Here is a 13,682-nt window from a genome sequence, read left to right on the forward strand (position 1 = left end):
TGGTCAACCCGTTGGAATACTACCTCAATAATCGTAAGTAAATACAAACGTAGCGCCGTATACGGAAAACCGTACGTACGGTGCAACGGGAGGGTCGAGCCGCTAACGCGGCTCACTCTACCCTATTCCGCAAAAAAAGCATTCATCAGAGTTTTCCCTGATAAATGCCTCCACATGTTATCACACAGGTTTTGACTAAAGCATCCATGGCATCCAGATACCAGGGATCTGCCAGTTCTGTGTAATTGTTCTTCAATACAGACAGTTCTGTACATGCCAGAATGACAGCATCACAGCCCTTTGCCCTCATATGTTCACAGATGTTCTGGAACAGGGCAAGATTGCCGCGCTGTCCCTTCTTGATCTGTTCATAGATGATCTGCATGACACTGCGCTGATCATCAGGGTCCGGATAGACGCATGTGCAGCCGTTTCGCCGCAATGCCCTGCCATAGAGATCATTGGCAACCGTGCCATCCGTGCCCAGTACACCGATCGTTTTGCCAACCGTTTTCGCATAGCTGGCAGCTTCATCAATCATCGAGATGAAATGCCCGTCCATAAGCTGTTCAAAGCGGTCCTGGAACACATGGCTCGTATTGCATGGCACTGCCAGATAGTCACAGCCGCATGCCTTGAGCATTTCGACATCCTTTGCCATGACGGCCCACAGCTCTTCTTTCCTGCCAGCTTTGATACTGCCGGTACGGTCTGGAATATCCGCATGCGACCACAGCAGAATGTTCAGATGATCCTGATCTTTCTCCGCCTTGGTTGCCTGGGTAAGCTTGAGATAGAACACTTCACTGGCTTCAGGCCCCATCCCCCCGATGATGCCAAGTGTTTTTTTCATTGGGCGTTCTCCGGTTTGGGATAATACTTTGCAAACTTGCCAAACTGGCGGCGCAGCTGTTCTTTGACGATCAGGAAACGCAGCGGATTGTGCATTTCATCATAGCGGTATTCCAGCGAAGAAGAACTGCGTCCAATCTTCTCCAGATGTCTTGCCTTTTCCACAAGATCCTTGTCTTCGGTATACTTGAACGCAACGGCACTTGGAATCAGATGCCAGTAAGTCTCCTGCGTGCATACCTGCAGGTCCTCACCCGGATCCTCATACTTCTCCACAATCAGCTTAGCCAGATTCAGGCCGGCTCCGGTCATATAGTAATTGGAGCGGCCCTGGCGCAGATTGATCTCAAACACATAGAAGTTGCCGGTATTGCCGTCTTCCTTGATATCAAAGTTGGAGAAACCGGTATAGCCGATCGTTTCCAGCATCTTGCGGATCTTTTCCGCCACCGGGAATTTCGTGACGTCTTCGGTCACAATTGCCGCATGGTTGCCCAGGCCGGTCGGCGTATGTTCCTCAACCATCGTATGGCCAAGGCACATGGCTCTGACCTTGCCCTTGTTATCCGAGAAACAGGTCAGTACGCGCATATTGCTGTCACCGCCGGCAACCATCTTCTGCAGAATCATCTTGTCACTGTAGCCATGGCTGTAGATCGTTTTGACAATCTGTACAGATTCCTCAGGACTGTGGGAAACGTATACCTTGCGCATGCCCTCAAACTCATGCATGAAGTATTCTGAAGAAAAGGAAGGCTTGATGATGATCGGATAATCAAAGCCAAGCGCATCTGCCTGCACTTCTTCAAGTTCCACCGGGCCTGTTTTGACAACTGTCTTTGGATACGGAATGCCAAAGCGGTCACACTCCTGGTAGAATTCTGCTTTCTTCTGAATTTCCTGATAAATGGATTTTGGCGGCATCGGGCAGTGATAGCGCGGGAAGCGGTCATGCAGACGGATGAGCATATCCGCATAGCGGTCTGTGCATGCCATCAGATACAGCTCTCCATCCGGATGCGCCTTTTCAAAGTCCTGCAGCACCTGAATGACGGTCTCATCCTCTTCCAGATCCGGCAGGGCTGTATAGTGCAGAATGGAAGAATACATGGTTGGCGCCATCTTGTAGCGGCCAAAGCACCATGATTTCACGCCATATGCCTCATGAAACGCCCGGGCCAGGTTATAGCAGTTCAGATCAGCCCCGAGCATGACTGGAATAATATTCGTCATACTGCCTCCTTTTATTCCCCAAAGAACACTTTATGCCAGGTCAGGAATGTCCAGGCCGTCCAGATCTTTCTCTGGTTCATGGCTCTGCCATCCTTATGATCATTCAGCAGCTTCACAAGCTTGTCCGTATCAAAGTACTCATTGGCCACATCACTTGTGAAATCATCACGAATCTGCTTATACCACTTGTCCTCTTTGACCCACTCACGAATCGGCACCGGGAAACCCTTCTTCTTACGGAAAGCCCACTCCTGCGGAATCTTCGTGCTGGCAGCCTTGCGGAACACATACTTTGTATCAATATCATTGATCTTATAGTCAGCCGGAATCCGGGCAGCTTCTTCCACCACATAGCGGTCCAGATACGGCACGCGCAGCTCCAGAGAACTTGCACACGACATCTTGTCTGCCTTGAGCAGAATGTCTCCCGGCAGCCACAGATGGAAGTCGAGATACTGCTTCTTCTCCAGCTCCGAAAGATCCTTCACCTTATCATAGATCGGCTGGGTAATATCTCTCACGCCAGGTCCCTTGCGGTAGGCTGGCTTGAGAATGTCATACGCTTCCTTCTCAGAGAACACTCTGGCCTGGCCGATGAAGTAATCCTCCGGCCGGCCGGTGCTGGCCAGAATCATGTCATGGCCCTTGAAGTACGGCAGATGGCGGACCACATCCGCAGCCAGGATCCGCATCCCCTGCGGCAGACGCTTGTACTTCTTCATCATGTCATACTCGTCATACCACTCATAGCCCGCATAAATCTCATCGGCACCCTCACCAGACAGGACGACCGTGACGTGCTGGCGGGCAAGCTTGGCAAGGAAATACAGCGGTACACTGGAAGGATTGGACTGCGGCTCATCCATGTGATACTGAATATCCGCAAAAGCTTCCATGCATGCATCTCCATCCAGCTCCTGCCGGAAATTCTTCACATGCAATAGAGAACTCAGACGGCTTGCATCTTCTGTCTCATCAAAGTTCTTGGACGGGAAGCCGACCGAGAATGTATCTTCCGGCTTGAGTTCCTCTGTAATATAGGAAGAATCGACACCGCCGGACAGGAAGGAGCCTACCGGTACATCAGAGATGCGGTGTGCTTTGACAGTCTCTTCCACCCGCCTGACAATCTCTTCGGCAACATCATCCATCGATGCCGTTGTCTTCTTGGAAAAATCGATATCCCAGTACTGCTCAATGTGCATCTGGCCATCCTGGAAGATAAACCAGTGAGCCGGTTCCAGCTTGTAAGTTCCCTTGAAGAACGTTTCATCCATGGCGGAATACTGGAAAGTCAGATACGGACGCAGTGCATCAGGATTGACTTCCTTGTGCCAGGCAGGATGTTCCAGGAAGGATTTGATTTCAGATCCAAAGATCAGATTGTGATTGTCCAGGAAGGAATAGTACAGCGGCTTGATGCCGAAATAATCTCTGGCACCATACAGCCGGTTCTTTCTGGTATCCGCAATCACAAAGGCAAACATGCCGCGCAGCCGTTCAGCTAAGCCTGTTCCCCACTCTTCATAGCCATACAGCAATACTTCGGTATCGCATTTGGAATGGAAATGATAGCCCTTCTTCTTTAAGATCTCCTTGAGTTCCATGAAGTTGTAGATCTCACCATTGAAGACAACCACAACCGACTTATCCTCGGAAATCATCGGCTGGGCACCGGCTTCACTCAGATCGAGAATGGAAAGCCTGCGGAATCCCAGGGCAACGGCATCCTTGTCACTATTGCCATGGACCCAGTACCCTTCCATATCCGGTCCTCTGTGCCGGATGCGCTCCGACATCTTTTGAATCATATCTTCACGGCCATCATACATGCCCGTAAAACCTGCAAAACCACACATACAGGGAACCTCCTTTTGTAAAGTACAACTTATTATACGGCAGGCGTACTGGATGCGCCAACACCAATACCGCCAGAATAAAAACGGCAGTGTGCCGTTTTTACTCGCCAATGATCCAATTCAGCAGCGTATTGAAAATCGTCAGCAGAATGCTGGCAAGAAAAGCCGATCCAAAGCCATCCAGATAGCAGCCTGGCGACACACTGAGGGCAATGACCAGGATAAAGGCATTGATGAACAGTGAGAAGATGCCAAAGGACAGAATCGTCACCGGCAGTGACAGCACCTTCAGGATGGGTTTTAAGGTCGCATTGAGCAGAACCAGAACGAGTGAGGCAAATGCCATTGCCTCAGCACCGGAAAAGGAAATTCCACTCATTGTATTGTCAATCAGCCAGAGAGACAGAAAATTTACAAACCATCCAATCAGAAACTTACGCACGTACAACCTCCTTATGCATGCGGCTTGATCAGCCTCGATGCATATTTATAGACAAATAGCAGGACAGACGCGACAGTCACCACCGCACACAGAATACCAAAGACATTTGTTTTCTTCGATGATGCATCACTGCTGACATCCTCAGAAGTCGTCTTGGTCAGCGGGAACCTGCCCATTTCTTCCCCATTCATCGAAATCACAAGATAGCCGCGGCAGTCAGAAGCACTTGTCTCATCCATGACTTCAATGGAAGTTGTCAGGGCAGTCTCATCTGCATCCTTGGCCATCAGCACCGAAAGATCTGAACTCAAAGCAAAGCTCACATGCACATTGGTGCCATTATCCATGATATCCAGCTCTTTGGTACCGACCGCATCCTTTGTGATGGCAACACTCTTGAAGTTGTTATAGCCATCATCCAGCAGCTTTGTCAGATCAGAAAAAGCAGTTTCTTCACTGTCTGCCTGCATGACCGCAGCCGTTAAGCGCGTCCCGTCTCGGGAAGCACTGGCCACTGCCGAAACACCCGTATCATCCTGCCAGTAATAATAGCCATCCAGACCGTCATAGGAAAACACATCCCGTGATACGGTTGCATCATCCGACAACGTATACGAAGATGCCCCATAGAGATCTTTGGCATTGGTATCCAGCGCAGCACCAAGCAGGCCCAGATCATGGGCAGTTGTCACCTGGGCATCATCTGCTGCCCCCGTCACATTGGCAAAAACAGTCTTGGTCATCGACAGGGCAGCGGCCTTGTTATTGAGCAGCTTCACACCGTCTTCGCCAAGCAGTGACAGCGCATAAGACGCATCCTGATAGCCGCCAAGCATCGCCTGTGCCCGCAAATCAGCCACTGCATAGCTCTTCTTGTTTTCCAGACCGGCAGACATGTCAAAGCTTTCATCCTTGCTCAAAAACGTCACTTTCTCTTCTGTACTGTCATATGATGCCAGCACATTCATGGCAATGGCCATGGCCCCGGCAGGCACCTGTGTCTGGCTGTCTTTTTCATACAGCACCGACCCGCTGCCAGTATCCATCAGCACGGCATGGCCGCTGGCGATTTCCATATCATCCGCATGCACCGGCAGAAACGTTAAAAGGCATGCCGGAATCAATACTGCTGTGATCCAATTCTTCATATGCATGCCTTTTATTATAATCAGTTTTATGCGCGGCGGGCAATACGCAGCAGACGCAGTGAGTTCAGCACACACAGCATCGCCACACCCGTATCCGCAAAGATCGCCATCCACATGTTGGCAATGCCAAAGGCACCAAGTACCAGACAGGTCAGCTTGACGGCAATGGCAAAGACGATGTTCTGGTTGGCAACCTTCAGAATGCGGCGGGATGCCTCAATGGCAAGCGAAATCTTGGCCGGATCATCATCCATGATGACCACATCCGCAGCTTCAATCGCCGCATCAGAGCCAAGCGCACCCATGGCAATGCCCGTATCCGCAGCAGCCAGCACCGGCGCATCATTGACGCCATCCCCGACAAAGGCTGTCACACCCTGGCCATGAATGGCCTGCACACGCGCCACCTTATCCGCCGGCAGACATGCCCCATAGGCATGGTCCACGCCAAGCTCACTGCCAGCCAGATCCGTGATCGCCTGATTGTCACCAGAGACAATCATGACCTTTCTGCCCATGGCATGCAGATCAGAAACAGCTTTCTTTGCGGTCGGCTTGAGCTGATCGCGCAGCACAAGAGCACCAAGATAGACATCATCACGGGCCACATACACAAGCGTACCGGGTTCATTGACTTCCTGGAAGGCAATCTGATGATCCTGCATCAGTCTGGCATTGCCTGCCAGCAGTGCATGTCCCTTGTACGCAGCAGATAGACCGCGGCCGGCAATCTCACTGACATCAGAAAGATCGCTCTCCTGAATGGTGCCTTTCCAGGCAGCTTTGATGCCCCTGGCAATCGGATGGTTGGAATAATATTCCACAGCACTGGCAGCCTCAAGAATTTCATCCTTGTTTTCACCAACGACCTTTTCCACGGCGAATACACCGCTGGTCAATGTGCCGGTTTTGTCCATGACAACATTCTCGGTTTTGGCAAGTGTTTCGATCAGATCAGCACCCTTGACCAGAACACCGCGTGAACTCAGGCCGCCAATGCCGGCAAAGAAGCTCAGCGGAATGGAGATCACAAGCGCACATGGACACGAAATAACCAGGAATGTACAGGCACGGTAGATGCCTTCCTGCACACCATAGCCCATCAGCGATACAACAGTCGCGGTCACAACCGCAGCACCGACAACAGCCGGCGTATAAATCCGTGAGAACTTCGTGATGAAGTTTTCCGCCTTGGCCTTGTGGGCATCACTGTTTTCCACCAGATCCAGAATTTTTGCGACGGTGGAATCACCATACGCCTTGGTTACTTTGATTTCCAGCACACCGTTTTCATTGATGGAGCCAGACAACACCGTATCGTTGACATCCACATCCACCGGTCTGCTTTCACCCGTCAGGGAAGCTGTGTTCAGCGAGGCAGTGCCTTCGACTACCACGCCATCCAGCGGCACTTTCTCACCCGGCTTGACCTGGACAATATCACCAGGCTGCACCGTGGCAGGATCCACCCTGACCCAGTCATCTGCCTGTTTGACCATGGCATAGTCAGGACGGATCGCCATCAAAGAGCCGATGGATTTACGGCTGTGGTCAACAGCAAGATCCTGGAAGAATTCACCGATCTGATAGAACAGCATGACACCGGCTGCTTCCTTGAAGTCACGCAGATAAATGGCCGCAAAGGTCGCAACTGTCATCAGGAAGTGTTCATCGAACAGTTGGCCATGGCCAATGCCGCGGAATGCCTTGAGGATGACATCATAGCCAAGAATCAAATAGGAAGCCAGGCCAAAGATGATGGCAGCTGTGCCATGCATGACAAGAGACAGCACAAACAGAATGGCACCCGCAATCAGGCGGATGATCATCTTCCGGTTGTCATCTTCCTCCTCTGCTTCCTCTTTTTCTTCCTTGTGTTCGTGCAGAGCGGACACGCTGGCATCTGGTTCCATGCCGGCAACAACATCGCGCATCTCCTTTTCAATGCGCACTGCATCTTTGACATCCGCTTCATAGCTCAGCCGGCTGTTCATGAAGTCCAGTGCCACATTTGAAATGCCGTCAATACCAGAAATCTTCTTTTCCAGCCTGGCAGCACAGTCGGCACAGTCAATATCTTTCACTGAGAATACATAGATTTTCTTCTGCACATCACCTTTGTCCACAATGCGGGCATCCGGTTCTTCATGAGCAGCAATCTCACGCACTTCCTTTTCAATGCGGTCATTGTCCTTTGGATCACACGTATACTGCAGCGACTCCTTCAGAAAGGACAGACGCACATCCTGAATGCCATCAATCTTCTGAAAGCTTTCTTCCAGCTTGTCAGCACAATCCTGACAGTCAATGCCGGTAATGGCGAACGACCGCCTGATGGTTGTTGCCGCATCCTTGATGTCTGCCTCCGGCTCAACATCCATGATGGTCTTTTTGATCACAGAAAGCAGTTCCTTCTGCTTTGCAGGATCACAGTCATAGCGCAGCGTATGGGACATGAAGGACAGTGATACATTATCCAGCCCTTCGATGCCGGCAACAGCACGCTCTACCCTGGCAGCACAGTCTGCACAGTCGGTTGTCACATCCAGCTTATATGTCTGATCTTCATGTACGCTCATATTCGTATCCTCTTATCTCTTTATGCCAAACAGTTGAACAACTGTTCATATGTAAAGTATAGTCTTTCTATCCTGATCGTCAATATGAAAAATGCCGGCATCACGCTTTGCCAGCATCCACATGAATCTTGGGATCTGTTTTCTTGATCCGGTCATTATAGCGCAGCAGTTCCTGGCCAAGGTATTCAACGCCATACAGCATGGAAACACCGCTTGTCAGATCATAGGTCTGCGGCAGTAAATACCGCTGCATGACGATGGGAAGCACTGCCTCAGCAAGAGAAGCAAGCGTGGAATCCGGATTGCCGGTCATTACCAGAATATGGCTGCCGTATTTCTGATTCAGCATTGCCTGTTGGACCATTTCCCGGTTTTCACCGCTTTCTGAAAGTATCAGAATCAAATGTTTCTCTGTATTGCCAAGCTGGGGCGGATAGAAGACATCAGTGACGGCTGTGGCATAAAAACCGGCATTGGACAGATAGCGGGCTGCATACATCGCCAGCGCACCGCAGTTGCCGCACCCCATGACCGTCACGGCATCACTTTCACAAATCATTTTCACTGCTTTCTGCCAGGCATCATTGTTTTTCTGAATCAGATCAATTGTTGTCTGCAGGGCAGAGACCATATAGCCGGCACATGTGTTTTGATCCGGCATCTGCTGTTCATATGCCTGAATCCGGCTTAAAAACACAGGATAGGATGCACAGCCAAGCTTCTTGTACATCCGTGCCACCGTTGCCGTGGATGTACCGGTTTCCTGGGCAAGCTCACGGATATTCATCTGTACAGCCTGGGCAGGATGCTCAATGACATACTTGAACACACCGCTCTCATTCTCGTTCAAAGAAATAATCTGTGTATAACCAAATAACATACAGGCATCTTATGCCGGTTCCCGGAAAAATGCAAACAGGAAGAGTCATGCGGCGGAATGCTTGACGCATCCACCGGCGGCATGTATTCTCCCAGTAAAAAGAAAGGATAGTCAATCATGATTGAACGCAACTTTCATACCCATACAAGCCGCTGCGGCCATGCCGTCGGCACAGATGAAGAATATGTACAGGCTGCCATACAGGCAGGCGTCAGCGTACTTGGCTTTTCGGATCACGCTCCTTACAAGGATCCCGAGCCAACCGAACGCATGAATATAGAGCAGGTGGATGATTACTTTTCCTGTATCGAAGCATTGAAAAAGAAATACCAGGACCAGATTGAAATCCATGTCGGCATGGAAGTGGAATGCTATCAGAGTGAGTGGGAAACATTAACACAGTGGCGCCAGCGCAGTGAATACTGCCTTCTGGGCCAGCACAATCTCAGCTATGGCGGCAAAAGCTCCTATGATCTGACCACAAAGAAAGAGCTGGACATGTATACCGACCAGCTGGAATATGCATGTGCGCACAATCTGTGTGACTATATTGCCCATCCGGATGTATGCATGTGGAGCTATCCGGTGATCGATGAAAGTGTCAGACAGATCGCCCAAAGGATCGCGGATATCGCCAATACATATCACATCCCGCTGGAGCTCAACTGCGGCTCTGGTGTCCGCCAGGGAATGATCAAATACCAGGATGGATACCGCTATGCCTATCCGGTCCGCATCTTCTTTGAAGAATTTGCAAAGAAGAACTGTGACATCATCATTGGCATGGACATCCATGATCCAAAGCTCTTTCTGACAGATGAATACCTCAGAAGAGCACTGTCTGTCATTGAAGGACTCAACTGTCACATTCTCGACAAGTATGATCTGATCAGCGAAGCATCCCGCCGCAAGAAGTTATTCTTCTGAAAGAAGGATGCTTTTTTGCGCAGTGCGTGCTGTCTGCCTGTGCTATAATCTCACCGCTAAAAAGGAGAACAGGCATGAAAAGAACAATCACAGCTGCCATCGTATCCGCAGGTCTTGTGCTGAGCGGCTGTTCCAGGAAAACATCCATCCGTTTTGGAACCGCACCTGAAGGCGGTGTCTATTACAGCTTTGGCGCAGAGCTTGCCAGACTGGTTACAGAACAGGATCCTGATTACCAGATCAGTGTGCGCTCTACCGCCGGATCGGCAGCCAACCTGCGTCTGCTTTCAGAGGGATATATTAAAGCCGGCATTGCCCAGTCTGATCTGATCAATGAAATGTATTACGATGCAGACAGTGCCGATACCGACAATGCAAAGACATATTCTGCCATTGCCTCTTTGTACATGGAAGCCGTCCAGATCGTGGTGCGCAGTGATTCTGATATTCATACGCTCTTTGACCTGCAGGGAAAGAAAGTTTCCATCGGGCAGGAAGAAAGCGGCACGGAGCGCAATGCAAAGGAGCTGCTGGATGCGGCCGGCCTGCAGGAAGGTGATGTCACCACATTGAATTACGATTATGAAGATGCCATGGATCATCTGCTGAACAAGGACATCGATGCGATGTTTGTGACTGCAGGTGCACCGGCTGACATCATCGAAGAACATCAGGACGAAATCCGCCTGCTGTCTCTGGATGAAGACATGGTCAATCACATTCTTGCCCTGGCACCGGGTCTGGAAGCTGTGACGATTCCATCAGATACATATGGAAGCCAGGATGCAATTCAGACCGTTGGTGTGCGGTCTGTACTTGTGGCATCCAATGAAGCTTCATCAGATCTTATCTATCTCATGACAGAAACTCTCTTTGCAAAAACAGAAGAGCTGCAAAGCATTGTCAGCGCAGACCTGCAGCTGGATCCTGCAGAAGCCGTAAAAGGCATCACAATCCCATTCCATGAAGGGGCCTTGAAATGGTATGAAGAACATGACATTGATACCGAGGTGGCAGGATGATCTCACTGACACTTGACCGCTATCAGACCATGGCCGTGGCTGTGATCGTGCTTGCCTTTGGATCCTGGCTGAAAAAGAAGATTCCGCTGCTGGAGCGTTTCTGTATCCCTTCACCCGTTGCCGGCGGTCTGGTTTTCTCCATTCTCACCTGCATCCTGTATGTATCAGGCATTGCCGAAATCTCCTTTGACAGCTCCTTAAGCGAAGTGGCAATGGTGCTCTTCTTTACTTCAGTCGGCTTTCAGGCAAACATCAGGGTTCTCAAAGAAGGCGGAAAAGATCTGTTTCTCTTTCTGGTTCTCGTCATCATTCTGATCACTGCCCAGAATGGCGTGGCAGTCGGGCTTTCCCGCCTGCTGCATATTGATGCCCTGATCGGCCTTTGCACGGGATCCATTCCTATGGTTGGCGGACACGGCACAGCCGGTGCCTTCGGACCCGTGCTGGAAGATTTCGGCATCACCGGAGCCACCACGATTGCGACCGCAGCTGCCACCTTCGGTCTGATCATGGGATCCTTAATGGGCGGACCATTGGCAAATGGTCTGATCACCAAAAAGCATCTGCAGCCTAAGGATGATGCAGCCCATCATGAAACCTTCCAGGAAACCCTCAAAGGCCTTGAGAACTATCCCAATGCCGTATTTGCATTAATTGTCTGTGCCGGCATCGGCACCATTCTTTCCTGGCTGCTATCCAAAACAGGCATGACATTTCCCATCTACATCGGGGCAATGATTGCGGCTGCCATCTTCCGCAACATTGCCGAAATCTCCGGCAAATTCACCATCCACATGGAAGAGATTGACTCCTTTGGCAGCATCTGCCTTTCCATCTTCCTTGGCATTGCCATGATCACACTGAAAATCTGGCAGCTGGCAGATCTTGCCCTGCCGCTGGTCATTCTGCTGATTGGCCAGACCGCACTGATGTTTGTGTATGCGCGGTTCATTGTCTTCAAATGCATGGGCAGTGATTATGACGCCGCCGTGATCGCGGCAGGTGTGTGCGGGTTTGGCATGGGTGCCACCCCGAATGCCATGGCAAACATGCAGGCAGTCAGCGAAAAGCATGGTGAAAGCATCAAGGCATTCCTGCTCATCCCGATTGTCGGATCCCTGTTTGCGGACTTCATCAACTCACTCATCATCACGATTTTCATCAATCTCATATAGAAAATACGGACTATCAATGAAGACAGCCCGTTTTTTTGATACGCTTAAACACCGCAATCATCCTATAATAAAGGAAGATGTTTTGATCGCATCACAAGGAGGCAAAATTATGTGCACATGTGCTACATACACAACAAAAGATCATTATTTTGGCAGAAACCTGGACCTGGAATTTTCCTATCAGGAATCTGTCACCATCACCCCGCGCAATTTCCCACTGCCTTTCCGCACCAAAGACACGCTGACAAACCACAAGGCATTGATTGGCATGGCCTTTGTCTGCAATGGCTATCCTTTGTACTATGATGCCACCAATGAAGACGGTCTTTCCATGGCCGGACTCAACTTCCCAGGCAATGGTTATTTCCCGGAACCTTTACATGATGGAAAGGATGAAATATCGCCATTTGAATTCATTCCATGGATTCTTGGCCAGTGCGCCACAGTTTCTGATGCCGAAAAGCTGCTTGCCAGCATTCGCCTCGTCAGCATTCCTTTCTCCAAAGAACTGCCGATCACGCCATTGCACTGGATGATCACGGACAAGGAAAGATCCATCGTCGTTGAATCAACAAAAGACGGCCTGCATGTCTATGACAACCCGGTTGGTGTGATGACCAACAATCCAACCTTTGACAAGCAACTGTTCCGTCTGAATGATTATCGGAATGTTTCCGCTGCTTCTCATCCATCCACATTTGGAAAGATTGACCTGGATGAATACAGCCGCGGCATGGGCGGAATCGGCCTGCCGGGCGATCTGTCATCTGGATCCCGCTTTGTCAAAGTGGCATTCACAAAGCTGAACTCCGTATCCAAAGAGGATGAAAACTCCTCCGTCAGCCAGTTCTTCCATATCCTTTCTTCTGTGGAACAGCAAAGAGGCTGCTGCGACCTCGGTGATGGCAAATATGAAATCACCATCTACTCCTCCTGCTGCAACATGGACAAAGGCATTTACTACTACCGCACCTATGACAACAGCCAGATCTCAGCTGTTTATATGCACCATGAAAATCTGGATGCAGATAAGCTGGTCAGCTATCCATTGGTCACAAAGCAGCAGATCAACAACATTAACTAAGGAAAAGGGCCTGTAACAGTTGCTAATGATGAATTAGCTCTGTTATGGGCCTTTTTTGTTTTCTTTTGTATTATCTTTACCAAGACTTATTCAGCAGAGTCATTTCTATGCATGAATGGTTTATATCAAAGCATTATTAAAACAGTTCTTTGCCTTTTCTTATCTTTCAGATCATTTTTTGCTCTATTTTCTGATCAGCTCATCATATTGTGAGGAACTGCAGCCATTCGTCGGAGTCTCCAGCTATGGTATTTACGCAGATTATATCCCAGACATACCATAAGAAATTCCATTTTCACGGTTTTCAATCCTCTTCTGTGGAAACGGTCAAATCCCATATCTTCTTTGATTGCTGCAAAAGCTCCTTCTGCCTGTTCGCTGCGCATTACCTTCAGCTTTATACCATGTTCTGTATCCAGTTGTTTTCTGGCTTCTGCTTTCAGCTCTTCTCCAACGACATTAATTCCTACTTCCTTGTAGC

The 13,682-nt window shown here is 49.8% G+C and carries 12 protein-coding genes; 4 read left to right on the top strand and 8 right to left on the bottom strand.

The features are described from left to right. Nucleotides 1-145 precede the first annotated feature (145 nt). The 7 genes from cuyB to MOZ60_RS10390 form a co-directional block, all read right to left on the bottom strand. On the bottom strand, nucleotides 146-853 hold the full coding sequence (gene cuyB, locus MOZ60_RS10360) for a cysteate racemase (protein WP_370596612.1): 708 nt from the start codon (nucleotides 851-853) through the stop codon (nucleotides 146-148). Continuing rightward, entirely contained in the window at nucleotides 850-2,085 is a 1,236-nt protein-coding gene (locus MOZ60_RS10365; protein ID WP_370596613.1) for a carboxylate--amine ligase, read from the bottom strand. The genes cuyB and MOZ60_RS10365 overlap by 4 nt, the downstream gene beginning before the upstream one ends. Before the next feature lie 11 nt (nucleotides 2,086-2,096). Further along, nucleotides 2,097-3,944, bottom strand: coding sequence for an asparagine synthase (glutamine-hydrolyzing) (gene asnB / locus MOZ60_RS10370; protein WP_370596614.1), 1,848 nt, complete (start codon nucleotides 3,942-3,944; stop codon nucleotides 2,097-2,099). Between the two features lie 100 nt (nucleotides 3,945-4,044). Beyond that, nucleotides 4,045-4,386, bottom strand: a complete 342-nt coding sequence (locus MOZ60_RS10375) for a phage holin family protein (protein ID WP_277009457.1) — start codon at nucleotides 4,384-4,386, stop codon at nucleotides 4,045-4,047. 11 nt (nucleotides 4,387-4,397) lie between these two features. Further along, a complete protein-coding gene (locus MOZ60_RS10380) occupies nucleotides 4,398-5,534 on the bottom strand; it encodes a D-alanyl-D-alanine carboxypeptidase family protein (protein WP_370596615.1) in 1,137 nt (378 codons plus the stop codon). A gap of 26 nt (nucleotides 5,535-5,560) precedes the next feature. Then, nucleotides 5,561-8,113: a heavy metal translocating P-type ATPase gene (locus MOZ60_RS10385; protein ID WP_370596616.1), complete on the bottom strand. Its 2,553-nt coding sequence runs from the start codon at nucleotides 8,111-8,113 to the stop codon at nucleotides 5,561-5,563. 100 nt (nucleotides 8,114-8,213) lie between these two features. After that, nucleotides 8,214-8,993, bottom strand: a complete 780-nt coding sequence (locus MOZ60_RS10390; protein WP_370596617.1) for a MurR/RpiR family transcriptional regulator — start codon at nucleotides 8,991-8,993, stop codon at nucleotides 8,214-8,216. Between the two features lie 117 nt (nucleotides 8,994-9,110). Here MOZ60_RS10390 and MOZ60_RS10395 point away from each other — a divergent pair, with 117 nt between their 5' ends. From MOZ60_RS10395 to bsh, 4 genes are all read left to right on the top strand, one after another. Beyond that, complete coding sequence (locus MOZ60_RS10395; protein WP_370596618.1) at nucleotides 9,111-9,920, top strand: PHP domain-containing protein; 810 nt, start codon at nucleotides 9,111-9,113, stop codon at nucleotides 9,918-9,920. Nucleotides 9,921-9,994: 74 nt separating this feature from the next. Continuing rightward, nucleotides 9,995-10,942, top strand: a complete 948-nt coding sequence (locus tag MOZ60_RS10400; RefSeq protein ID WP_370596619.1) for a TAXI family TRAP transporter solute-binding subunit — start codon at nucleotides 9,995-9,997, stop codon at nucleotides 10,940-10,942. After that, the gene (gltS, locus tag MOZ60_RS10405) at nucleotides 10,939-12,117 is read left to right on the top strand and encodes a sodium/glutamate symporter (RefSeq protein ID WP_370596620.1); all 1,179 of its coding nucleotides are present in this window, start codon (nucleotides 10,939-10,941) and stop codon (nucleotides 12,115-12,117) included. The genes MOZ60_RS10400 and gltS overlap by 4 nt, the downstream gene beginning before the upstream one ends. A 109-nt stretch (nucleotides 12,118-12,226) precedes the next feature. Continuing rightward, on the top strand, nucleotides 12,227-13,201 hold the full coding sequence (gene bsh, locus MOZ60_RS10410) for a choloylglycine hydrolase (protein WP_370596621.1): 975 nt from the start codon (nucleotides 12,227-12,229) through the stop codon (nucleotides 13,199-13,201). Between the two features lie 194 nt (nucleotides 13,202-13,395). On the opposite strand, the gene MOZ60_RS10415 is transcribed toward bsh, so the two are convergent. Continuing rightward, on the bottom strand, nucleotides 13,396-13,682 hold a 287-nt coding region (locus MOZ60_RS10415), incomplete at its 5' end, for a transposase (protein WP_370596622.1).

Origin of the sequence: Grylomicrobium aquisgranense (genome assembly GCF_033971865.1) — a bacterium.
Taxonomy (GTDB): Bacteria; Bacillota_I; Bacilli_A; order Erysipelotrichales; family Erysipelotrichaceae; genus Bulleidia; species Bulleidia massiliensis.

Excerpts from the sequence above, each read along its gene's own strand:
- MOZ60_RS10365 (WP_370596613.1), bottom strand. The coding sequence starts at position 2,085 with ATGACGAATATTATTCCAGTCATGCTCGGGGCTGATCTGAACTGCTAT.
- bsh (WP_370596621.1), top strand. The coding sequence starts at position 12,227 with ATGTGCACATGTGCTACATACACAACAAAAGATCATTATTTTGGCAGA.
- MOZ60_RS10395 (WP_370596618.1), top strand. The coding sequence starts at position 9,111 with ATGATTGAACGCAACTTTCATACCCATACAAGCCGCTGCGGCCATGCC.
- cuyB (WP_370596612.1), bottom strand. The coding sequence starts at position 853 with ATGAAAAAAACACTTGGCATCATCGGGGGGATGGGGCCTGAAGCCAGT.
- asnB (WP_370596614.1), bottom strand. The coding sequence starts at position 3,944 with ATGTGTGGTTTTGCAGGTTTTACGGGCATGTATGATGGCCGTGAAGAT.
- gltS (WP_370596620.1), top strand. The coding sequence starts at position 10,939 with ATGATCTCACTGACACTTGACCGCTATCAGACCATGGCCGTGGCTGTG.
- MOZ60_RS10385 (WP_370596616.1), bottom strand. The coding sequence starts at position 8,113 with ATGAGCGTACATGAAGATCAGACATATAAGCTGGATGTGACAACCGAC.
- MOZ60_RS10380 (WP_370596615.1), bottom strand. The coding sequence starts at position 5,534 with ATGAAGAATTGGATCACAGCAGTATTGATTCCGGCATGCCTTTTAACG.
- MOZ60_RS10400 (WP_370596619.1), top strand. The coding sequence starts at position 9,995 with ATGAAAAGAACAATCACAGCTGCCATCGTATCCGCAGGTCTTGTGCTG.
- MOZ60_RS10390 (WP_370596617.1), bottom strand. The coding sequence starts at position 8,993 with ATGTTATTTGGTTATACACAGATTATTTCTTTGAACGAGAATGAGAGC.